At 70.8% G+C, this 22,557-nt stretch carries 16 protein-coding genes; 5 read left to right on the forward strand and 11 right to left on the reverse strand.

What is annotated here, in order from left to right; translation table 11 throughout:
- Positions 1 to 245 precede the first annotated feature (245 nt).
- Positions 246 to 929 (forward strand): PH domain-containing protein, encoded by a 684-nt coding sequence (locus CIK81_RS06230; RefSeq protein ID WP_096163815.1) that lies wholly within the window; start codon positions 246 to 248, stop codon positions 927 to 929.
- Positions 930 to 1,018: 89 nt separating this feature from the next.
- Here the strand turns inward: CIK81_RS06230 and CIK81_RS06235 are convergent, their stop codons facing one another.
- Together CIK81_RS06235 and CIK81_RS06240 are read right to left on the reverse strand one after the other, a co-directional pair.
- On the reverse strand, positions 1,019 to 1,705 hold the full coding sequence (locus CIK81_RS06235; RefSeq protein ID WP_096163816.1) for a hypothetical protein: 687 nt from the start codon (positions 1,703 to 1,705) through the stop codon (positions 1,019 to 1,021).
- Positions 1,706 to 1,862: 157 nt separating this feature from the next.
- Entirely contained in the window at positions 1,863 to 2,723 is an 861-nt protein-coding gene (locus CIK81_RS06240; protein WP_096163817.1) for a S9 family peptidase, read from the reverse strand.
- A 273-nt stretch (positions 2,724 to 2,996) separates the two neighbouring features.
- On the opposite strand from CIK81_RS06240, the gene CIK81_RS06245 reads away from it, so the two are divergent.
- Entirely contained in the window at positions 2,997 to 4,172 is a 1,176-nt protein-coding gene (locus tag CIK81_RS06245; protein WP_096163818.1) for an ROK family protein, read from the forward strand.
- Between the two features lie 148 nt (positions 4,173 to 4,320).
- On the opposite strand, the gene CIK81_RS06250 is transcribed toward CIK81_RS06245, so the two are convergent.
- The 4 genes from CIK81_RS06250 to CIK81_RS06265 all read right to left on the reverse strand — a co-directional run bounded on the left by CIK81_RS06250 (position 4,321) and on the right by CIK81_RS06265 (position 9,943).
- On the reverse strand, positions 4,321 to 5,733 hold the full coding sequence (locus CIK81_RS06250) for an ABC transporter substrate-binding protein (RefSeq protein ID WP_114355529.1): 1,413 nt from the start codon (positions 5,731 to 5,733) through the stop codon (positions 4,321 to 4,323).
- Between the two features lie 10 nt (positions 5,734 to 5,743).
- Positions 5,744 to 6,700, reverse strand: coding sequence for a carbohydrate ABC transporter permease (locus CIK81_RS06255; RefSeq protein ID WP_114355530.1), 957 nt, complete (start codon positions 6,698 to 6,700; stop codon positions 5,744 to 5,746).
- A gap of 13 nt (positions 6,701 to 6,713) precedes the next feature.
- Complete coding sequence (locus CIK81_RS06260; protein WP_096163821.1) at positions 6,714 to 7,628, reverse strand: carbohydrate ABC transporter permease; 915 nt, start codon at positions 7,626 to 7,628, stop codon at positions 6,714 to 6,716.
- A gap of 62 nt (positions 7,629 to 7,690) precedes the next feature.
- Positions 7,691 to 9,943, reverse strand: coding sequence for an alpha-galactosidase (locus CIK81_RS06265; protein WP_114355531.1), 2,253 nt, complete (start codon positions 9,941 to 9,943; stop codon positions 7,691 to 7,693).
- 329 nt (positions 9,944 to 10,272) lie between these two features.
- Between CIK81_RS06265 and CIK81_RS06270 the strand changes: the two genes are divergently transcribed.
- Both CIK81_RS06270 and CIK81_RS06275 read left to right on the forward strand, forming a co-directional pair.
- A complete protein-coding gene (locus tag CIK81_RS06270) occupies positions 10,273 to 11,946 on the forward strand; it encodes an AbgT family transporter (RefSeq protein WP_114355532.1) in 1,674 nt (557 codons plus the stop codon).
- A gap of 221 nt (positions 11,947 to 12,167) precedes the next feature.
- Positions 12,168 to 13,379, forward strand: a complete 1,212-nt coding sequence (locus CIK81_RS06275) for a pyridoxal phosphate-dependent aminotransferase (RefSeq protein WP_096163824.1) — start codon at positions 12,168 to 12,170, stop codon at positions 13,377 to 13,379.
- Between the two features lie 71 nt (positions 13,380 to 13,450).
- Here CIK81_RS06275 and CIK81_RS06280 read toward each other — a convergent pair whose 3' ends face one another.
- From CIK81_RS06280 to CIK81_RS06300, 5 genes are all read right to left on the reverse strand, one after another.
- Entirely contained in the window at positions 13,451 to 13,840 is a 390-nt protein-coding gene (locus CIK81_RS06280; RefSeq protein WP_096163825.1) for a DUF1304 domain-containing protein, read from the reverse strand.
- 69 nt (positions 13,841 to 13,909) lie between these two features.
- Positions 13,910 to 15,376, reverse strand: a complete 1,467-nt coding sequence (locus CIK81_RS06285; RefSeq protein ID WP_096163826.1) for an FAD-dependent oxidoreductase — start codon at positions 15,374 to 15,376, stop codon at positions 13,910 to 13,912.
- A gap of 415 nt (positions 15,377 to 15,791) precedes the next feature.
- On the reverse strand, positions 15,792 to 16,832 hold the full coding sequence (locus tag CIK81_RS06290; RefSeq protein WP_096163827.1) for a transglutaminase family protein: 1,041 nt from the start codon (positions 16,830 to 16,832) through the stop codon (positions 15,792 to 15,794).
- Positions 16,825 to 19,251 carry a circularly permuted type 2 ATP-grasp protein gene (locus CIK81_RS06295; RefSeq protein WP_176485528.1) on the reverse strand — a complete coding sequence of 809 codons (2,427 nt, stop codon included), beginning with the start codon at positions 19,249 to 19,251 and terminating at the stop codon, positions 16,825 to 16,827. Before CIK81_RS06295 ends, CIK81_RS06290 begins: the two co-directional genes overlap by 8 nt.
- A gap of 46 nt (positions 19,252 to 19,297) precedes the next feature.
- On the reverse strand, positions 19,298 to 19,975 hold the full coding sequence (locus CIK81_RS06300) for an AIM24 family protein (RefSeq protein WP_096163828.1): 678 nt from the start codon (positions 19,973 to 19,975) through the stop codon (positions 19,298 to 19,300).
- A 306-nt stretch (positions 19,976 to 20,281) separates the two neighbouring features.
- Between CIK81_RS06300 and CIK81_RS06305 the strand changes: the two genes are divergently transcribed.
- Positions 20,282 to 22,534: a serine/threonine-protein kinase gene (locus tag CIK81_RS06305; RefSeq protein WP_114355554.1), complete on the forward strand. Its 2,253-nt coding sequence runs from the start codon at positions 20,282 to 20,284 to the stop codon at positions 22,532 to 22,534.
- Positions 22,535 to 22,557: the final 23 nt, after the last annotated feature.

The following is a 22,557-nucleotide window of genomic DNA, read 5'->3' on the forward strand; positions in this document are numbered from 1 at the left end:
GGGCGAAGCTGTGCAACGGCTCATCACCCGCCGGGGCCACGGCTTCTCGCCCGGCCATGACCTTGTCGTCTGGCCAGGAACTTCTCACCCGACCATGGGAATCCCCTTCAGGCGGCGCGGGCCCCGCGACCGAGGGCCACTGCGCGATGGAGACCTGCGCGATGGAGACCTGCGCGACCGGGGCCACTGCGCGATGGGGAGTTCGGCCCATCGCCGGGCGGGGAGAGCGTCATTAGCCTGCGAACATGACGATTCCGCGGGATCTCGGCCCGGGACCGGAGGGACATCCTGTCCTGCCTGTCCTGCCCGATTTCCGGCGCAGCAGCGCGACGGTCGAGCGGATGATCGAGAACCTGGGACCGCCCGCAGCGCCATCGCCGGCGGGTCATGCCGCCGTGCGCCCGGTGGAGAGCCTGCGCCGGCCTCGTGTCCTGCTCCCGGCCGACGCGCTGCGGGACACCCTGATGCGGACCCTGGTCGCGGCGGCCGGTGGTGCCGGCGCGCTCGTGATGGCTGTCGCGCTCGTGCTGCTCGCCCTCACGGTCGACGCGGGGCGCGCCCCGGGCATGGGGCTGCTCCTGGTGATGCTCCCCCTGGGGGTCACCACCGCTCTGACACTCCTGCTCAGCGTGCGCTTCGCGATCGTGGCGCTGGCGACGGCGCGTGCCCGCGTGGAGATCTCCGAGCACGGCCTGCGCGTGGTCGGCGCCCTGAGCAGCCGCGACGTGGCATGGCACGAGATCAGTGCGGTGCGGACCCAGGTGGTCCATCCGGTGCACTGGCTGACGGCGACGCTGCGGCTGACGGATGGCACCCAGGTCGTCATGCCGGTCTTCGACCGCCCTGTCTGGACGTACGGCCGACGCTCCGGGCACGACCTCCGTACGCTGCGACGAGAGCTGCGCCGACAGCAGCGGCCCCGCCCCTGAGCGGAGGTACGCGATCAGGGGCGGGGCCGCTGGGCCTGCCGCAGGGACCGGAGTGCGCCGGTCGGGCCACGGCGAGCAGACCATGCCGCTCAGGCAGCGGTACCCGGGTCTCTGCTCGTGCCGTCCTCCCACAGCAGGCGCACGGTCTCGGTGAGCTCGCCGCGCTCGGTGCCGGAGACGGTGAGGATGCCGTCGGAGTCCAGCGGCAGGTGGCCGGATCGCCAGGTGCCGTCCTGCTCGACGTGGATCATCAGCGGGACTTCGTCCTCCGGGGCGGAGAGGTCCACGCGGCGCAGGGAGGCGGTGCGCTCGCGACCGTCGTCGAGGAAGGCGGTGACGATGTCCGCGACCGCCGACGGCACGTGCTGAGGATCCGGCAGGGAGGTGATGAGGAAGGAGTCCATCTCGTCCTGGGTGAGCAGGAGGACGGCCTGCCCGGCCTTGACCACGAACGCCATCCGCATGGCGTCGCCCTCGGACAGCGCAAGGCCCAGCCAGCGATCGGCCGAGGTGAGGATCCCTGCCACCACCTGGCCCTCCTCGCCCAGCAGCCACTGGCCGTCGCTCGAGCGATCCACCTTCCCGCGGGCGCGCAGCCCCGAGGTGACGGCCGCCGTCACGAACTCGCGGGCCTCCTCGGGGGCGCTGTGCAGTCCCACCTGCTCGCGGGAGAGCTGAGCGCTCTCGGTGGGTCGCAGGGAGAGCATGAAGTCGATCTCGTAGGCCGTGTAGATCGACTGCTCGTCCGTCGCGGTATCCGCCGCGGTCTCGCTCATGGGGCTCCCTGTGCGTCGTGGGTGTTCGCCCGCGCCGCGGAAGCGCTCCGGGCGGCGTCGGGCAGGTCTGCACCGAGCATGGCAGACCGGGGCGGGTCGACTCCACCGGATCTCGGTGCCCGGCGCCACCGGGTGCTGTCTCACCGGACGGGGTTCCTCAGCAGGTGCGGTCGCGCAGCCACTCCCGGATGCCGGCCATCACATGATGCGGCAGTGCGTGCTCGTTCTCGTGCCGCAGCAGGTCCGGGCCCTCCTGATCCGGCCAGTGCCGTCGGGCCCGACGGATCGGCTCCAAGCCCTGGCGGGCGCCGCCGTGGGTGCTCCCGGCGAGCAGGAGCGGGCGTGGCGCGATGAGGGAGAGCAGGTCGTCCGCCTCCTGGCGCTCCTCGTGCTCCGGTCCCTGGCCCGGAAACGGGACGTGGCCCGGGTGGGAGCTCTGGTCCGGCTCCGCGACGTCGGCGGCATCGAGCCGTGGCTCGTGGACGGCCGCGACCTCGATCCGCTCGTCGAGCGCCGCCAGGCGCAGCGCGAGACCACCGCCCAGACGGTCCCCGAAGGTCGCCAGTCGTGAGCCGTCCGCGAGCCCGGATTCCTGCAGGGCGGTCACGGCGAGCATGAGGTCCGCGACGCTGCGGCCGATGGGGCTTCCTCCCTGCTCGCGCTGGTGACGCGCGGCGAGGGGGCCGTAGCGCTCGGCGGCGCCGGACTCCTCGGCCAGCACCGGATCATGTGCGGCGATCTGCTCGAATCGCCAGGGCACGGCGAGGACGCTGTGGCCGACGGCGGCGAGCTGCAGCCCCAGGGCCGCCGCCGAGGGATCGAGATCGGCGAGCTCGGTGCGGGCCGTGGGCTCGGCGAACAAGGGCGGCGTGTCGTAGCAGGGGACCACCACCACGACGCCGGTCGAGGGCACGGACAGCGGCCGGTAGAGCTCGGCGACGAGGTCGATGCCATCGTTCCGGAGCTGCAGCTGGTGGATCGTGCCGCGCACCCCGGGATGCGCGGGCTCCCGGCTCACCCCGGGACGCCACGTGGCGTCGGGATCGAGCTCCGCTCCGAGGTGGCGTCGCCACCAGGAGCGGGGAGAGGTGACGGCGGATGTCGACAGTGACGGTGACGCGTGAAGGCTCGGCATATCCGATGGGGGTAGTGGCGGGTGGGTGACCTCGACACTATCGGACTGGCCCGGCCACGTCGGGGACGACCGGAGTTCGAGCAGCTGCTCGCCCCGGGACCGGGGCATGTAGCGGACAGGCGTCGGCCGCAGCACCTGGGACGATAGGCTCTCCGCATGTCCGGGAGCGATGAGCAGGAGAGCACAGGGGTGAGCGCCGTCGCGGATCTGGGCAGCGACAGCATGAGGTCCGTGTACCGGGATCTGCTGCGCTTCGGCCCCCGTTCGCGCAGCGAGCTCACCAAGCGTCTGGGGCTCTCGGCCCCCACGGTCACCCGCGTGACCCGTGACCTGCTCGAGGCGGACCGGCTGCACCCGCTCACCGCGGTGGTGCGCCCCAAGGGCCGCCCTCACGAACCCCTCGACATCGTCGAGAACCGCGGGCCCCTGTTCATCGGCGTCAAGGTCACGGCCGACGAGGTGCACACCGTCGTGACCACCGTGCGCGGCAACACCCTCGAGGAGCTCGTGCTGCCCCTGACGGGCACCACGGTGGACGAGCTGCTGGAAGCCATGCTCGCGCCCGTCGAAGCCATCATCGAGGCGCATCCGCGCCTGGCCGGCATCGGAGTGAGCCTGGGCGGACTCGTCGCGCGCCGACGCACCGTGGTCAACGCCCACCTGCTGGGATGGCAGCAGCCGGTCGAGCTCGCGGCCCTCCTCGAAGCGCGGGTGGGTCTGCCCGTGGTGGTCGAGAACGATCTGGTCGCGATGGTGAACGGCCTGCACTGGTTCGGCATCGGGCGGTCCTACGACTCCTTCGCCGTGCTCACCGTCGGCGCCGGCGTGGGCATCGGCACCGTGATCGACGGGCGCGTGCTCGAGGGACGGAATCATATGGCGGGCCTGACCGGCCGGGTCGTGGTCGGCCAGGACCCGCAGGGCAGTCCGCTCGCCATCCGGGATGTGGCCAGCACCGACGCAGTCGTGGCCCGGGCGCAGGAGCAGGGCGTGCTCGAGCCCGATCAGGGCATCGAGGAGCTGCGGGCGCTCGTGCGCGAGCAGGAGCCGGCGGCGCTGGAGGTCGCGCAGGACCTCGCGCGCATGGTCGCGCTCGCCGCGGCTGGCCTGGTGGCGGTCGTGGACCCCGAGGCGATCGTGCTCGGTGGCGAGAACGTCGACCTGCTGAAGGCCGCCCGGCCCGTCTTCGAGCAGACCCTGCGGGAGACCACGGCCCGCGGCCAGCGCGACCTCGTGGTGCGCACCCTCAGCGGGGACTTCGACGAATGGGCACGCGGCGCCGCCGTCATCGCCATCCAGGAGTTCGTGGGCGTCGCCCCGCGCACGACCTGACGGCCAGCGCCGCAGGCACCGTGCAGTTCCCGGTGCATCCTCGAACGGGCTGACGGCTCGAACGGCCTGATGGCTGGAACGGGCTGACGGCCGGCTCCAGGTCGCAGGAGTCGGCCGTCAGCCGGAGGTGCGCGCTGAGCGCCGAGGCTCACTCGAACAGGTCGTTTACCCGGTCGTTGTATGAGGCGAAATCGGCCCCGTCGATCCGGCGCATCCAGCACTGGTCGAAGGCCGACTGCATGGTCGTCATGATCGTGGCCGAATTCTCCACGAGCGGATACAGCCCCGTCTCACCGTTCTTCACCCGGTCGGTGAACGGAGTGACGTCCAGGCCCTCCGCGGCATACGACTCGATCGCCGCCTCGGTGCCGGCATCGGTCGAGGGGAAGAACGGGGCGCGCTCGCCGATGATCTGCTGCGCGTCGTCGGACCCCAGGAACGCGATCAGGCGGGCCGCCTCCTCCTTCTTGTCCGACTGTGAGGAGATCGAGTCCCCGAGTCCGTTGAACATCGAGACGGGCGTGCCGATCGGACCGGAGGGGAGCGGGGCGATGCCCAGCTCCATGCCCTCCATGTTGTTGAACGTGGTGATCATCCACGACCCCGCCAGGGCGAGCGCGGCTTTGCCCGACTGCAGCTGGGTCTGGGCCGGGCTGGAATCGCCGAAGACGCCGAAGGGTGGGAACAGGCCCTTGTCCACGAGACCGAAGTACCAGTCCATGGTCGCGGCGAAGCGCTCGTCGTCGTAGTTGAATCGGGTTCCCCAGGTGTCCGCATCCGTGAACGTCCAGCCGGTGGACAGGGCGAAGGCGGACCAGCTGGACTGGCCCGTGTAGTCGACCGCGGCGTCTGCCGCCATCCCGTAGCGGGCCACGTTCTCGGGGTCGAAGCCCTCCTCGTCACCGCGCACACCGTTCTCGTCCAGCGCCAGGCGGGCGAGCATCTTCTCGAAGCTGCCGCCGTCCTCGGGATTCCAGTCCAGGCCCTCGAGATCCTCGGGGGCCAGCCCCTCCTCCTCGAGCAACTTCTTGTCGTACATGACGGCGATCGTGTCGTAGTCCTTGGGCAGCCCGTACCGCTTGCCGTCCTGTCCGGTCCACAGCTCCTGGAGACCGTCCTGGAAGTGCTCCGCCGGCAGGGCGTCGAGCGGGGCCAGGCCGTCGAGCGGGGCGATCACCCCGAGCTTGAGGAACTCCGGGTAGCGGGCGAGGTGATCGGCGAAGGCGTCGGGGCCCGCCTCGGCGACGAAGCTCGCCGTGAGCTTTGTCCAGTAGTCGTCCCAGCCCAGCTGGGTGACGCGGACGAAAACATCGGGGTTCTCCTCCATGAAGCGGTCGATCGCCGCGGAGTAGGCGGGAAGCTGATTCGCGTCCCACAGCCAGTAGTCGATCTCGGTGGAGCCGGCCGGCCCGGAGGCGCTGCCGCACGAGGACAGTGCTCCGGCGCCGACGGCACCGGCCGCGAGGGCGGCCGATCCCTGCAGCAGCCGGCGTCGGGTCAGTGCGGAGGACGGAGGAGTGGTGGCGCGAGCAGCGCGTGCTCGATGGATCGGGGAGTTCATCTGGGGCACCTCACTTGATCCCGCTGAAGCCGATGGAGTTGACGATCTTCTTCGCGAACAGGGCGAAGAGGATCAGCATGGGAGCGGCCGCGACCAGGGTCGCCGCCATCAGGCCCGACCAGTCGGGTCCGGTGCCCGGAGCCTGGGCGCGGAAGACGCCCAGCGCCACGGTGAGCACCCGGGACTGATCGGTGTAGGACACCATCAGCGACCAGAAGTACTCGTTCCACGCCGTCATGTACGTCAGCAGCGCGAGGGTGGCGAGCGGTGCGCTGGACATCGGCAGGATCAGCACGAAGAACACGCGCGCCTTGCTCGCCCCGTCGATCAGAGCGGCCTCCTCGACCTCGCGGGAGACGTTGTTGAAGAACTGTCTCAGGAAGAAGATCGCGAAGCTCGAGATGAACAGCGTGGGCAGCATGATCCCCAGCAGGGTGTCGACCAGGCCGAGGTTCTTGATGAGGATGAAGTTGGGCAGCAGGGTGAAGATCTGCGGGATCATCAGCGAGCCCAGGAAGATCAGGAACACCGTCTCGCGGCCACGCCAGCGCAGACGGGAGAACGCGTAGGCGGCCATCGCGCAGGAGAAGGTCTGCACGACGGTGATGGCGGTCGCGACGACCACCGAGTTCAGCAGGTAGCGCCAGAAGTTGATCGAGGCGCCGCTTCCGCCCTGGGAGATCGCCGTCTCGACGTCCTGCAGGCCGAAGACCCGCTCGAAGCCTCCGGAGTTCAGCCCCACCGGCAGCAGGCTGCCCGGATCGGTGGCCAGGGCGTTGTTGCTGGAGAGTGCGGTGCGCAGCATCCAGTAGAAGGGGAACAGGGTGATCAGCAGGAAGATCACCATCACGGTCCAGGCGGCGATCTTGCCCCAAGGGATGCCGTTCCTCGGCTTCACTGCGACGGGGCGATCCTGATCCCCGGAGCGCGGTGACCCGTCGGTGACGGGAAGCGTTGTCGTGGTCATGTGCTCTCTCCCGTCAGTCCAGGTCCGACTTGCCGGCGTTGGTCATCCAGTACTGCGCGAAGGTGATCACCATGAGGATCACCAGCAGTGCGACGGACAGCGCAGAGGCGTAGCCGAACTGGTACTGGCCGAAGGCGTTCTCGTAGATGTACATCTGCAGCACCTTCGAGGCGTCGGCCGGGCCGCCCTGGGTCGTCACCGAGATCGTGTCGAACACCTGGAACGAGCCGATGATCGTCATGATCAGCACCAGCGCCAGGATCGGACGCAGCAGCGGCAGCGTGATCCGACGGAACAGCGTGAGCTCTCCGGCGCCCTCGGTGCGCGCGGCCTCGTAGAGGAAGGCGGGGATGGACTGCAGGCCCGCGAACAGCAGCAGCGCGGTGTAGCCCATGTGGCGCCACACGTTGACCAGCGCGACGGTGGGGATCACCCAGGTCTCGCTGGACCAGAACGAGATCGGGTCGAAGCCGATCCACTGCAGGAAGATGTTGAAGACGCCCAGCTGGGAGTCGAGGATCCACAGGAACACGATCGCTGCGACCACGTTGGAGACCAGATACGGGGCCAGCACCAGGGACCGCAGGATCGTGGACTGCGTGAGGCGCTGCATGAGCACCGCGATCAGCAGCGCCACGATCGTCTGGACCCCGATGTTGATCAGGACGTAGAGCACCGTGACCTTGAGCGAGTTCCAGAAGATCGGATCCGCGATCAGCTTCTGATAGTTCTGCAGCCCCACCCACTGCGGTGGGGTGAGCGTCGTGTACTCCGTGAAGGAGTAGTACAGACCGGTCAGCAGCGGCCACACGAGGAACACCAGGAGGCCGACCGTGGCGGGCGCGATGAACAGCAGCGCCAGCTTCGTATCGTCCTTCCGTCGGCGTCGTGTCGGGGCCGACCGCGTCGACGTCGTCGCGGTGGACATGGCTACCTTCTTTCGGTTCGACGGGGCCGGACCGCCCGGACCCGTCCGTGCAGGGGCAGAGGTCAGGAGACCTCTGCTCGGGTGATGTCGATCAGGAGCGCCTGCTCGGGGTCGAGGAGCGGAGCGGCGAGGCCGGAGACGGTCAGGACCGAGCCCGGCACCAGGAGGCCGCCGTCCTCGGCCGCCTCCTCGGCGAGCTGGATCCAGCGCGGCGGGATCAGGCTCGAGGTGCGGGCCTCGGAGGGGAGGGGGCGGATCCGGTAGAGGGACTCGGGGTCCAGGCCCGGGAACCGCAGGCGGTCGTGCTGGGAGCGGTCCGAGCGGCCGACGGCGGCGAGCGTGAACAGGGCGCGGTCGCGCTGCGGCGAGACGACCCCGTGCAGCCACAGCGGGCTGTCGCCGCGGTCCGCCCGGACCAGGTCGCCGGTGAACAGCAGTGCGCGGCGGTCCTTGTAGAGGCGGATCCAGCCGCGCAGCGCGGTGATCTCCTCGGCGTCGGCCTGCGTGAGGTCCCATTCGATGCCGAGATGGCCGAACAGGGCCGACGCCGCGCGGAAGTCGAGGCTGTGCAGGCGGCCGGTGCTGTGGGAGGCCCCGGAGGCGATGTGGCTGCCCATGAGCTCGAGCGGGAGGAGCTGCGCGGTCCAGCGGTTCATCTGCTGGCGTTCGAGGGGATCGATGCAATCGGAGACCCACACGCGGTCGGTGCGCTCGAGCACGGCGAGGTCCGCCCGGGCGCCGCCCGAGGAGCAGGATTCGATCTCCAGCCCCGGATGATCCCGTTTGAGCGCATCCATCAGGGCGTAGGCGGCGAGGGTCTGCTCATGGACGGCGGCCCGGCCTGTGCTGCGGGTCGCGGCCTCGAGCAGGTCGCGGTTGTGGTCCCACTTGATGTAGCCGATGTCGTAGGCGTCCAGCACGGCGCTCATCTGGGTCTTCACGTGCTCGAACGCCTCGGGGATCGACAGGTTCAGCACCTGCTGGTGGCGCGAGGGCAGGGGGAGTCGGTCGGCGGAGGGGGACATGATCCACTCCGGATGGGCGCGGGCCACGTCGGAATCCTCGTTCACCATCTCCGGCTCGAACCAGAGCCCGAACTCCATGCCCAGACCCGTGACGTGGTCGACCAGCGGGCCGAGGCCATCGGGCCAGACGTCGGCCGAGACCACCCAGTCGCCGAGGCCGCGGGTGTCGTCGCGGCGGGATCCGAACCAGCCGTCGTCGAGCACGAAGCGCTCCACACCGAGATCCGCGGCGTGATCGGCGAGGGCGGTGAGCGTGTCGAGGTCGTGGGCGAAGTAGACCGCCTCCCACACGTTCAGGGTCACGGGACGATCGGTGCTCACGTGGTGATCGCGCGCCCGCAGGTGGCGGTGGAAGCGGGAGGCGACCGCATCCAGACCGTCCCCGTAGGAGGCATACAGCCAGGGGCTCGTGTACTCCTCATACTCGCCCAGCACCACCTCGCCGGGCACCAGCAGCTCGCCGCCGCCCAGGAGCCGGTAGCCGGTGTTGATCTGCTCGGCGAGGTGGCGGTGGTTGCCGGAGAACGCGGTGTGCACGCCCCAGACCTCGCCCTGGCGGAAGCCGATGCCGGGACGGCCTGCATGCAGGACATGCGCGGAATCGGCCCCGGTGCGGCCGCGGCGGTTCTCGCGCAGGTGGGTGCCGACGGTGAAGGTGCTGCGCTGGGGCGTGCGCTCCTTGCCCCAGCGGCCCGCGAAGTCGAGCAGCTCGTCCGCGTCGCCGGGGACGGGCACGGTCAGCGTGAGCTCCTCGAGCGCGTACGGGCTCGCGGCGGTGTTGGTGAGGGTGGCGCGCTGTCGCAGGAGGCCCGTGGGCAGCAGCTCCACCTCGAGGGCGACGGCGAGTCCGAGCTCCTCGTCGGCCAGCTCGAAGCGCACCAGGGCCGCGCCGGTCTCGGCGTGCGCGGCGCGCAGGGGCGTCCCGTCGACCGAGATCGACTGGGTGGCCAGCCGCGGCGCCCAGCCGGAGCCGTCGGGCCGGGACCCGGTCAGGCCCTGCCGTCCGATCCAGCCGTCGGACTGCTGGGGAAGGATCCCGACCCGGACGGGGACATCGACCGCGTTGTGGGGGACGGGTTCGATGCTCGCCGTGCACACCGCGTCCAGCCCGGCCGCGCCGAGCATGCCGAGGTCGGCGCCCCAGTGGAGGAGGGCGGGGATGCGCCCCTCCGTCACGTCCAGGACCACCGAGACTCCCGCGGCGGCCAGGTGCAGACGCTGGGTGGCCCCTGGCGCGGGGGCCGTGACGGCACTCTCCGCAGCGGAGCCGGGAGTAGGACGTGGGGTCATCGGGGGCCTCCGGAAGGACGGACGGGACGGACGGGACGGACAGGCGGACGGGGCGGGGTGGCGCACGGGGCGGGGTGGACCGGCGCTGCCGAGCGGACGGTGCGGGGCGAGCGGTGCCGGGCGAGAGGAACTGCGCTGAGCGCTTAACTGAAACCATGAAACTAAATACGGGCTCGGACGTCAAGGGGAGCGTCGGTCCTGAGACGGAACGTGCTCCTCGCGAGCGTGGACGGACGATCCCGGCGGACTTCCCGGTCCTATGATGAGGCCCTGCGCGTGGCCCTCGCGCGCCTCCCGGCAGCGGGAGACGTCCACCCCGTGGGAGCTCGATGTCCGCCTCCGCCGCGCCCGTCCGTCCGAAGCGCCTGGACCGCGTGCTCGACCGGGTCGAGCGGATCGGGAACCGCCTGCCCGACCCGCTCGTGCTCTTCGCCGGACTGTTCCTCCTCACCGCCGTGCTCACCACGGTGCTGGGGGCGCTCGGGGCGCAGGTGCAGGTGCCCGGCGAGGACGATCCCCTGCAGGTGCGCTCGTTCTTCAGTGGCGAGGGGCTGACCTGGTTCACGACCACGATGGGGGAGAACTACATTGGCTTCCCACCCCTGGTGAACGTGCTGCCGATCGTCCTCGCGGTCGGCATCGCCGAGGGCTCGGGCCTGCTCAGTGCCGCGATCCGAGGGCTCTTCGGGTCCGCGCCGCGCTGGCTGCTGCCGTATGTCGTCGCCTTCGTCGGAGTCAACGGGAACCTCATGAGCGACACCTCGTTCGTGGTGATCCCGCCTCTGGCCGCACTCGTGTTCGCCGCCGCCGGCCGCCACCCCGTGGCCGGACTGATCGGCGGCTTCGCAGCCGTCGGCGCCTCGTTCTCGACCTCCATGCTGCCCTCACCGATCGACGCGAACTTCGCCGGGATCACCTCCGGCGTGATGGGTGCCCTGCCCGATGCGCTCCAGGCGACCCCCGTCACCGTGGTCTCCAACTACTGGATCAACCTCGCCTCCTCCCTGGTGCTCGTGCTCGCCTGCGGCGCTCTCATCGATCGTGTGCTCGAGCCGCGCCTGGAGAGGGCCGGTGTCCCGAGGGTCATCGACGACCCGGACGAGGGTGCGCCGACCGGCCCGAGCAGCGGCGGCGGGGCCGAGGCCGACGGCTCTCCGGGCGGCACCGCGGCGTCCGGCGGGAAGGAGCGACCGAAGGCCAGGACGGGGGAGCGGGACGAGGACGTCAGCTCGTCGGTCGAGCCGGTGGAGAAGCGCGCGCTGGTCTGGGCGGGTGTGACGCTGGCAGGCCTCGTCGCGCTCATCGTGGCGATCGCCGTGATCCCGTTCTCCCCATGGCGGAGCGACGGCGGCGGGCTGCTGCCGGACTCGCCGTTCATGGGGTCCATCGTGTTCCTCATCGTCGTGGTGTTCTCGGTGACGGGCATCGTCTACGGCGCACGGCTGGGTACCATTCGCACCGGCGGCGACGTGGCCCGTCACATGGGGCAGGGCCTGCGATCCATGACCAGCTTCCTCGTGGTGGCCTTCGCCCTCGCACAGTTCCTGGCCCTGTTCGAGTGGAGCGGGGTCGGCACCTATCTCGCCGTGCACGGCGCGGCCTGGCTCGAGTCGGCGCAGCTCGGCGGACTGCCCGTGATCCTGGCCTTCGTGGTGCTGTGCGCGGTCGCCAACCTCTTCATCACGTCCGGCACCTCGATGTGGGGGCTGATGGCGGTCGTGTTCGTCCCCATGCTCGGCCTCGCCGGCCTCGAGCCCGCCTTCGTGCAGGCGGCCTTCCGGATCGGCGACTCCTCGACGCAGATCATCACCCCGCTCAGCCCCTACCTCATCGTGCTGCTGGGGATGGTGCGCCGGTACGAGCCGGACGCGGGCCTCGGCACGCTGGTGGCACGTCTGGTCCCCTTCACCCTCGTGTTCTTCACGGTATGGGTCGCGGTCCTCCTCGTGTTCTACGGTCTGGACCTGCCGATCGGACCCGCGAACGGCATCCACCTGGAGTGACGTCCGGCCGACCGCGCGGGGCGGTGCGCCCCCGGTCGGTCCTGTCATCGGCGGCGGTGCGCCCCCGGTCGGTCCTGTCATCGGCGGCGGTGCGCCCGTCGTCGGCGCCGGTGCGCTTGTCGGCGGCGGGGCCGACGCACGTCCGTGGGTCGGTCGTCGTCCTCGTGAGGCCGGTCGGAGCGCTAGCCTGATCCCACCCCCGACCAGGCCAGGAGCCCCCGATGATCTTCACCCAGTCCTCCAAGCTGCGCGACGTCTGCTACGAGATCCGCGGCCCGGTGCCCGCAGAGGCTGCGCGCATGGAGGCAGAGGGGCACAAGATCATCAAGCTGAACATCGGCAACCCCGCCCCGTTCGGCTTCGAGTGCCCCGACGAGATCCTCGTCGACATGATCAAGAATCTGTCCACCGCACAGGGCTACTCCGACTCCAAGGGCATCCCTGCGGCCCGTCGTGCGGTCGCGCAGTACTACCAGACCCGCGACATGCCCGGCATCGGGCTGGATGACGTCTACCTCGGCAACGGCGTCTCGGAGCTGATCCAGATGGTGTGCCAGGCACTGGTGGACGACGGCGACGAGGTGCTCGTGCCGCAGCCGGACTATCCGCTGTGGACGGCGTCGGTCGCGCTCGCCGGGGGTCGTGCCGTCCATTACGTGTGCGACGAGGAGGAGAGCTGGTGGCCCGACGTCGAGGACATCGCCTCGAAGATCACCGAGCGCACCAAGGCGATCGTGGTCATCAACCCCAACAACCCCACCGGCGCCGTGTACCCCGAGCACGTGCTGCGCGACATCGTCGAGGTCGCCCGCACGCACGGCCTGATGATCCTGGCGGACGAGATCTACGACAAGATCCTCTACGACGATGCGGTCCACACCCCGATCGCGTCCCTCGCGCCCGATCTGCTCTCGATCACCTTCAACGGGCTGTCCAAGGCGTACCGCGTGGCCGGCTTCCGCGCCGGATGGATGGCGCTGTACGGGCCCAAGGATGATGCGACCAGCTTCATCGAGGGCCTGGACGTGCTCTCGAACATGCGGCTGTGCCCGAACGTGCCGGCCCAGCACGTGGTGGCGACGGCGCTGGGCGGCTATCAGTCGATCAATGAGCTGCTCCTGCCCGGAGGGCGTCTGCTCGAGCAGCGCGACGTGGCCTATGAGGGGCTCAGCGCGATCGACGGGGTCAGCGTGGTCAAGGCCCAGGGTGCGCTGTACATGTTCCCGAAGCTGGACCGCGAGATGTACGCGATCGAGGATGATGAGCAGTTCGCCTATGACCTGCTGCGCACGCAGAAACTGCTGGTCACCCACGGCACCGGTTTCAACCTCGCCACGCCGGACCATTTCCGCCTGGTCACGTTGCCCAGCACGGAGCTGCTCGCCAACGCGATGGACCGCATCGCCGACTACCTCGCCGGCATCCGCCGCTGAGCACGGGCGGCCGCGCCCGGACGGCGAGGGCGTACGGCGAGGGCGGGCGGCGAGCTCAGACCGCGGCGCGCTCAGACGGCGAGGGCGAGCAGCAGCGCGAGCACCGCGAGCAGGGGAAGCGTCCCCTGCCGCACGGCAGCGCCGCGATGCGCGGGCGAGCTGAGCAGCAGCACCGTGGCCGCTGCGAGCATGCACCCGGTGCCGGCGAGCATGAGCGTGATGCCCACCGTGCTGAGCCCGGCGAGGGCGAGGACGGCGCCGAGTGCGGCGAGCACGCCGAGGAACAGGTTGTAGAAACCCTGGTTGAACGCCAGGTCGTGGGTCGCGGCCACCTCGGCCTCGCTCTGCTCCCCGAACACCTTCGCAGCGCGGGGGCTGCCCCAGGCGAGCGACTCGAGGACGAAGATGACCGCGTGGAGCAGGGCCGCGAGCAGGGCGAGGACGGATCCGAGGGCGAGCACGGCGGCCTTCCGGGGAGAAAAGGGGTGAGCGCGGCGGCGGGAGCGGTTGCCGACTCCTGCCGCCGCGGATCAGGCGTTCGAGGTCTGGGGCATCCCCGACTGGGAGACGCGCACCATCTCGTCGCGCTCGACGACCTTGACGCGGGCGCGGGGCTCGCCGTCGGCGTCCACCGCGGCGGCGCCGAGCGACTTCTCGTGCTCGTCCAGGGCGGTCCAGCCCTCCCACGTCGTGTACTGGACGCCGCGGTCCTCGAGCAGGCGCAGGATCGCGTCATCATCGCGCTCGGGGGCCGCAGCGAGGACGCCGGCGTCGATGTCCTCGATCAGCGAGGTGATGGTCTCGATCGCGTCGGACTTCGTGGCGCCGATCAGGCCCACCGGTCCGCGCTTGATCCAGCCGTTGGCGTAGACGCCGGGCAGCACGGTCCCGTCGGCCTCGGTGACGCGGCCGGCGTCGTTGTGGATCACGCCGCGCGCGGCGTCGTAGGGGATGCCGGGCAGCTCCGAGCCGTGGTAGCCGACGGCGCGGTAGACCGCACCGATCTCGTAGTCCAGGAACTCGCCGGTGCCCTGCACGCGACCCTCGGCGTCGAGGCGGGTGCGCTCGAAGCGCATTCCGGTGACCTTGCCGTCCTCGCCGAGCACCTCGACGGGGCGGTGCCAGAAGTGCATGTGCAGGCGACGCTGCGCGGGGTTGCCGTCCTTGTCGGTCGGCTCCTCGCCGGCGGCCTCGCGGCGCTGCTGCTCCTCGAGCCAGCCCACGAAGGTCCGCGTGACCTGGTCGGTGCGCTTGTCCGCCTTGATGGCCTCCCACTCGGCGTCGGTGATCTGCTCGACGTCGCGGGGGTCCATGACGACCTGGAGGCCCTTGGGGTGGGCGAGCTCGCGCGCCTCGAGCGGGGAGAACTTGGTCTGGGCGGGACCGCGACGGCCGAAGATGTGCACGTCCGTGGTCGCGGCGGCCTGCAGGCCCTCGTAGACGTTCTCGGGGATCTCCGTGCGCAGCAGCTCGTCGGCGCTCTTGGAGAGCACACGGGCCACGTCGAGTGCGACATTGCCGTTGCCGATCACGGCGACCGACTCCGCGTCGAGCCGCCAGGTGCGGGGGTAGTCGGGGTTGCCGTCGTACCACGCCACGAAGTCGGCGGCGCCGTGGGAGCCTTCGAGGTCGATGCCGGGGATGTCGAGGTCGGCATCCTTGAGGGCGCCCGTGGCGAAGATGACCGCGTCGTAGTGGGTGCGCAGATCCTCGGCGGTGAGGTCGGTGCCGAACTCGACGTCACCGAGGAAGCGGATGTCGCCGCGGCCCAGGATGCGGTGCAGGGCGGTGATGATGCCCTTGATCCGCGGGTGGTCGGGCGCGACGCCGTAGCGGATCAGGCCGAAGGGGGCGGGGAAGCGGTCGAACAGGTCGATCGAGACCTCGAGCTCCCCGTTCTTCACCTGCGGGGTGCGCAGAAGGGTCTCGGCGGCGTACACGCCGGCAGGGCCGGAGCCGATCACGGCCAGACGGAAGGGCTTCTGGGAGGAGGACATCTCACCTCGGTCTCGTGGCGCCGTGGCGCCGGGTCTGGTGCGTCGTCGAAGGCGTCGTCGAGGGCGCGCTGATTTCCGCACCACTGTATACGCGAAATTCGTTCCGTCCCCGGTGCATGTGAGCGGCTCGACGCCGCGAAACCGCTCGAGATCAGGCCTGTTCTGCGGCAAGAACGCAGGTCGCCGGCGTCGTACGGGTGCTGGGGACGAGGGACGCCCGGCGCTGACTTAGCGTGCGCAGACGTTCACTGTCGGTCATCTTCCTCGCGAGGGGACTTCCGGCCGCCACGGCGCCTCCTGACGACGGCTGCGACCCCCGACGACGGCGTCCCCCGGTGACGACCACTGACGGCGACTCCCGACATTGACGGCGATTCCCGATGTCGTCCCTCGACGACGACGGCGGCTCGACGGACTACTCCGGGGTGGGGGCCGACGCGCCCGTCGTCGCGACCGGCTTCTCGGAGGCGGAGGCCGAGGCGTCGACCGGGACCACCTCGACCGCGACGTCGAGCGTGCTGCGGGATCCGGGAGGGCCGACGACGATGCCCTTCAGCGGCGGCACGTCCGCGTAGTCCCGGCCCCAGGCCGTGGTCACGAAGCGCTGATCCACGAAGGTGCGGTTGGTGGGGTCGATGTCCACCCAGCCGATCCCGGGCACCAGCACGCTCAGCCACGCATGGGAGGCCGCCGAGCCGACCATCTCGCCGGCGGGCTGGGTGACCAGCGCCCCGGCCTGGGAGGGCGCGGTGCGCAGATAGCCGGAGACATAGCGCGCGGCGAGACCGGCCTCCCGCACCGCCGCGACGCCCACGTGCGCGAAGTCCTGGCACACGCCGTGCCGCGCGGAGAGCACCTCCTGCAGGGTGGAGGCGACGGTGGTGGCCGAGGAGTCGTAGGTGAAGTCGGTGTGGATCAGGCCGGTCAGCTCGGCCAGGCACTCCCCGATGGGCCGCTCCGGGGTGAACACGGCGTCGGAGAGCTCCCTGGCGGCGGTCCCGGCGGGGATCCTCGGCGAGGGGTGCACGAAATCGATGCTCTCCGCGGGCAGCAGCGGCCCCCAGTGCTCGGGGCCGCACAGCTCCCACGGGCGGGACATCGCGTCGGCGCCGTACCGTCGTTCCGCCACGGTCACCAGGGCGTGGGAGTGCACATCGAGCCGTTCGTGCATGCCGTCGACCAGCAGGTACGTCGACGAGTTGCCGAAGAAGTCGGTATGGGCCGTGAGCCGAGCCGGCGCCGGATCCACGGCCACCTCATGGGAGAGCACCCGCTGGTGCGGGGTGGCGCGGGGCTCGACGTGGGCGCGGCCGTAGTTGCGCGAGACCGGCTTCGCATAGCGATAGCTGGTCAGGTGGTGAACGCGGTAGTCGAGCGACGGGGCCGACGGCTCGTCGTCGTGGCGCAGCGGGATCTTCGGAGCGGCACGGCGTGCGGGTCCGGGATTCTCAGACATCGTCGATCCCCCATCGTGACGTGGCCTCCGAGGGCCGGAAGTAGTGGTCCTCCAGAGCGGTCGCCAGTTCGCGCAGCGAGGCGATCGCGGAGTCGACCTCGGCGAGCATCGCCGTCGGCGCCCCTCCGCTCTCGCCGCCCTCGACCAGCATCCCGCTGCCGGGGCGCAACAGGGACCGTGGCTCCCAGGAGGCGATGCGGGAGCGCAGCGAGGTCCACGGCGCGCGCAGCTCCGGGGCGGGCTCCACCTCGGGCAGGCGATCGAGGGTCGACCCCAGGCGCTCGATCTGGAAGGCGATCGATCGCGGCAGCGTGGTGTCGTGCAGCAGCAGCTCGAGGAGGAGCTCGGGCTGGACGGCCGCATGGAACGAGCGCCGGTAGGAGGCCCCGGACTCGGTGATCTGGGCGATCGCGGTGGCGATGCGGATCTCGGCGGCGCGGGAACGGCGATGGCCCAGGGCGACGCGCAGCAGCGCGAGCAGCCCCATCGTCCGTTCGAGCTTTCGTCCGGCTTCGGTGAAATCCCATCCGAGGTTGCGGGGCATGGAGTCGGCGACCGCGCCCGAGAGGGTCAGGCAGCCGTCGACCACGTCGGTCAGGCCCTGTTCGAGCGGCTGCAGGTCCGAGCCGTTCAAGGTGCCGAAGCTACCGCGCATCCGCGCGATGATCGGCCACACGTCATCGGAGACGAGATCCCGCAGGGTGCGAGTGGTGTGGGCCAGCGACGAGTAGGACTGGGCGAGAGAGCCGGGCCGGCCCGCGTCGGTGAGCAGGCTCAGGATCTCCCGGTGCACGGCGTCGGGATCCGTCGGATCCAGGGCCTGGAACCCGGGATAGGTCGTGGTGACGTGGGTGACCGCCCCGAGCAGCACCGCCTGGGCCGTGGTGGCAGCGCGGCTGTGCTCGGAGCCGAGGTCGTTGGAGGTGTCCAGCACGGTGCGCAGCAGCCGGGCGGTGGAGTCGACCCGCTCGAGATAGCGGCCGAACCAGAACAGGTCCGAACCGATCGACCGGGTCATCGCGGGCGGGGCGGCGAGGACTCCGTGGCTGGCGGGGCCACCGTTCCCCTGTGCACTCATCTCGAGGGTCGAGCCGTTCAGCGCGGAGTCGTCCGGGCGGGGCTCCTGGAGATCGCGGGGATCATCCGGCAGGGAGGAGGGCTCCGGGACGGCCACGCAGATGTCCTTGAGTGCTTCGGGGCCGTCGTCCGCAGTGCGGGCGACGCCGCCGGGGAGCACGTCGAAACCGTCCTCGGAGGCGATCACCAGCAGCTGCAGACGGACGGGCCGCTCCACGAGCTGGTCGCCGCCGTGGGGGTCCACCGACAACCAGCCGGCGCCCATCGGTGCCTGACCTGCCTGACCCGGAGAATCTGCCGATCCTGGCGGACCCGGAGACTCTGCCGGACCTGCCGGACCTGCCGGACCTGCCGGACCCGTCGGATCCGCCGGACCTGCCGGCCGCAGCTGGAGGTCCTCGTGGAGGATCTGACGGCACAGATCCGGCAGGGTGGCCCGCAGCGCAGGGTTCTCGAGCAGACCGGTGCCGAAGGGGTTCAGCATCTGGAGATCGCCGCAGCGTGCGGCCTCGACCAGCCCGGTCACTCCGCCGTAGGGCGTCGGCCCCAGATCCAGGGGATCCAGCAGGTGCGAGGGCAGCAGGCGCACCAGGGAGTCGACCGTGTCCCCGGAATCGGACTCCAGGCCCGGTCGGCGCAGGGTCAGCGTGCCGGACCCGGTGCGCAGGTCGCCCACGGAGACCAGAGGCGCGCCCAGCAGGTTCGCGAGCCAGCTGTGGTCGAAGGCGCGCAGCGGGTCCTCGGGATCGGTGTCGGTGAGCACCACGGTGCGTCCCGCACGCCCCTCGGCACGGGAACGGTGATGCAGTGCCGTGCGGACGGTGTCGAAGAAGGGGTGCAGTCGGCGCAGCGCGGTCGAGCCGTACAGGGTCGGTGCGCAGCGGGAGAGCACCCGGCGCAGCTCCAGGGCGGTGCCGGCGCCCTCGGGCACGTCGAGGTGGTCCTCGTGCACCACCCAGCTGCCCTCCTCGGTGCGGGAGACGACGCAGCTCAGCGCGAACAGATGGGCGGAACCGGCGGACGGGATACCGATCGCGGAGCGCAGGTAGGCCGGATCCTGGAGGAGCTCTGCCGCGGGGGCGACGTCGGTGCCGAGCACCGTGCGCGGTCCGTACAGATCCGCGTACAGCGCATCGAGCAGCCGCATCCGCTGCACCAGGCCCGAGGAGAGGGTCTCCCACTCCTCGGCGTCCAGGACGACGGGGACCGGATCGATGCGCGGAGGGGCGACGGAGACGTCGGCGGCGAACATCCTCGCCGCCGACGTCGCGGCGCGCGACCGGCCGACGGGGCCGAGCGCGGCCAGCTCGTCGGCCAGGGCCGTGGGTGGTGCGATGCTCACCCGTCCATCGTAGGCACGGAGCCCTGATGGGTAGTCAGGAGAGGCGTCACGAGCCGGTGCCGACGGGCAGTCCCTCGGAGGGCTGGACCACCACGAAGCCCGGGCCGTGGAAGGCCAGCTGGAATGATTCGCCGGAGCCGCGCCCGATCAGCGAGCCCATCTTGAAATCGTTCTTGATCTGCGGCTGCAGGTTCGCGGACCAGCACACGGCGGCCTGCGGATCCACGAAGGTGGGCTGCTGGGAGCAGTCCAGCAGCATCGGCGGCCCGTCGGACGTCACCGCGACCATGCCCTGCCCCTGCAGGAACAGGTTGAACAGTCCTCCCGCCATGAACCCTGCCCCGCCGAGCGACCGGATGTCCCACTGGATGGAGGAGTCGAAGGCCAGCATGTTCCGGGTGTTCAGGGTGAGGGCTTCGCCCTCGAGCTGGATCAGGAAGATCTCGTTGGCCTGGCGGGCGTAGAAGATCTCGCCGTGGCCGCGGGTGCGCATCATGTTCGCGCCTTCGCCGGTCGCCATCTTCTTCAGCAGCTTCATGCCGCCGCCGGAACCCTGATAGGAGAAGTCCATCTGGCCCTGATAGGCGACCATCGCGCCGGCGGAGGAGATGATCTCGGGGGCCTGCGGGTTCAGCGAGCAGCGCAGCATCTTGGGGGACTGCAGCGCCCAGCGATCCGTGGTCTGGCGTTCCTGGTTGGAGGCGTCGAACAGGTTGGAGCGCATGGCGGCCCTCTCCTCGGGTGGGGTGATGTGTGCGAGCGGACGACTCGGGGGATCGAACGGTTCGCGGTGTGACGACGCGCACCGCATGGCGAGGGAGATCTTCTCACGGTGGGGCAGACACCTCCCGGCGGTGCCGCATCGCGGTGCGGAACGGCGCGACGCGCGTGCACTGAGGGCGCGATGCGCGTGCGGAGCGGGTTCGATGCGGGTGCGGAACAGGAGCGTGCAGGGATCCGCGGTGGTGACTGTGTGCGGGAGCGGTGAAGCGGATGCCTGCCGGCCGCCGCGCCTCGTAGCATGGCGGACATGGTCGAAACTCCGCCTCCCGGCTCCGCGGGATCCACCGGATCGCACGGGTCCCCTCGCGGCGAGCGCCGTGATCCACGGCTGGTCACGCTCGCCGAGGACTCCGGCTACGAGATCCTGGGCAGGATCGGCGCCGGCGGCATGGGGATCGTCTACCGGGCGTTCGATGCGGATGACCACGAGGTGGCCATCAAGCTGCTGCGCCATGAGATCTCCGACGATCCTCGAGCGCGCGAGCGCCTCTCCCGCGAAGTGGCCGCCCAGAAGCTGGTGCGCAGCGACAACATCGTGCGGATCCTGGATGCGGAGCTGGATTCCTCGGACGCCTTCGTGGTCACCGAGTTCGTGCCAGGCCCGACGCTCGAGGACGCCGTGCGCACCCAGGGCGGCCTGCATCCCGAGGCGGTCCGCGAGATCGGACTGGTGATGGGCGACGCCCTCAACGCGATCCACCGCTCCGGTGTGATCCACCGCGACCTCAAGCCCAGCAATGTGCTGCTGCGCGGTGCCGACGAGGAGGACCTCACCGGTTTCGATCCCGACGGCGACCGGCTGGACCCCGTGATCATCGACTTCGGGATCGCGATCGCCGCCGAGGAGTCCCGCCTGACCTCGACCGGGCTCGTGATGGGCACGGCCGCCTACCTGGACCCCGAGGTGATCCGCACCGATCACACCGGTGAAGCGGGGGACTGGTGGGCGTGGGCAGCGCTGCTGGCCTTCGCCGCGACGGGCCGAGAGCCCTTCGGCAGCGGCCGCGCCGACCTCGTGTTCCTGCGTGCCGAGCGCGGCGAGATCGACGTGGACGGCCTGCCCGTCGAGCTCGCCGCCTGGCTGCGTTCCGCCCTGCAGTCCGAGCCGTCCCAGCGCCCCGCCCCCGAGGATCTGCTCGCGCGGCTCACGGAGCTGGACCTCAGCCGTTACGAGGACGCCGGGCCGACGGAGGCGCTGAACACCGATGGCTCTACGGCCGCGCTCCCGGTGACGGGGGCAGGAGGGGCTGCCGGCGAGGACACCGATGCCGTGGGCACGGCCGCGACGAACGCTGGTGCTGGTGCTGGTGCTGGTGCTGGTGCTGGTGCAGCCGGTGCGGCTGCCGCTGGTGCGGTCGGCGCGGCGTCGGCCGCAGCCGCCGACGGGCCCGGGACTGGTGGTGTCGACCCGCGGCCTCCGCACAGCCACGAGGCGATCGGTGACGAGCCGCCGACGGAGGCCCTGTCGCCGATCACCAGCCCGGACGAGGCCCCGACCCAGGCCCTGCCGCGCGTCGGCACCCCGGATGAACCGCCCACCGAGGCGCTGTCCCTCGGCGGCTCGGGGTACGACGCGGAGGACGCTCCCACGGAAGCCCTGCCCGTGATGGGCCCGCCCACCCGGCAGATGCCCGTCGTGCCCCCGCCGGCCCCGCCGCCGCCCGAGCAGACCGGCGGATTCGGTGTGACCTCGCAGTACCCGGTTCAGCGAGCCCCGCAGCAGTACGCCGCCGACCCTCGGCAGGCCGCGCACTACCCGGCCCCGGGCCAGACGGTCGCGCAGCCGGCGCAGCATCCCGCGTACGACCCCTCGGCGCTGCAGCAGGGGCCGCCGCCGAGCTACCCGGTCCAGGGCGGGGGCCAGATGGCTCCGATGCAGCAGGGCTGGCCCGCCCCGGCTCCGCGGCCTCCGCGCCGCCCGGTGCTGGTGTGGCTCGGGCACCTCTTGATCATCGCCCTCGCTGCGCTCGCGCCGTACGTCTCCCTCATCGCGTTCGTGCTGCTGGGCACCCTCGCCCGCACCTGGGAGCGTTCGCACCGACGGATCGCGGACCGCCGCATGCGCGGCTCCATCGGCTCCGGTCCGCTGTGGGCCGCCGGTCTCATCAGCCCGTTCGCCGCTCTCCTGGGCCTGCTCGAGATCGTTCTGCAGGCCATCTTCCCGCTGATCCTCGGCGTGCTGGTGGGCATCGCGATCGATGCGGGATGGACTCTGCTGGAGGGCTCGGCCCCGCCCGACGGGGTCGCCTTCGGCGCCGCGATGGCGGTGACGCTCCTGATCACCTGGGTGGGCCTGGGCAGCCGCACGACCCGCAACGGTGCTCATCGCATGGTCGATGCGGCAGCGCCGGACCGTGTGTGGACCTCGGTGGTGCTCGTGCTGCTGCTGGCGCTGGTGGGCGCCGTGGTGTTCACCCTGCTGGCCCGCGAGGGCATGGTCGACTACTTCCCGTTCCCCTCCGGCCCCCGGCTCGAGGACATCGCGATCTGGAGGCGCTGAGCGACGCCGAGCCTGTCCGTGAG

Origin of the sequence: Brachybacterium sp. JB7 (genome assembly GCF_003335205.1) — a bacterium.
GTDB classification, from domain to species: domain Bacteria; phylum Actinomycetota; class Actinomycetes; order Actinomycetales; family Dermabacteraceae; genus Brachybacterium; species Brachybacterium alimentarium.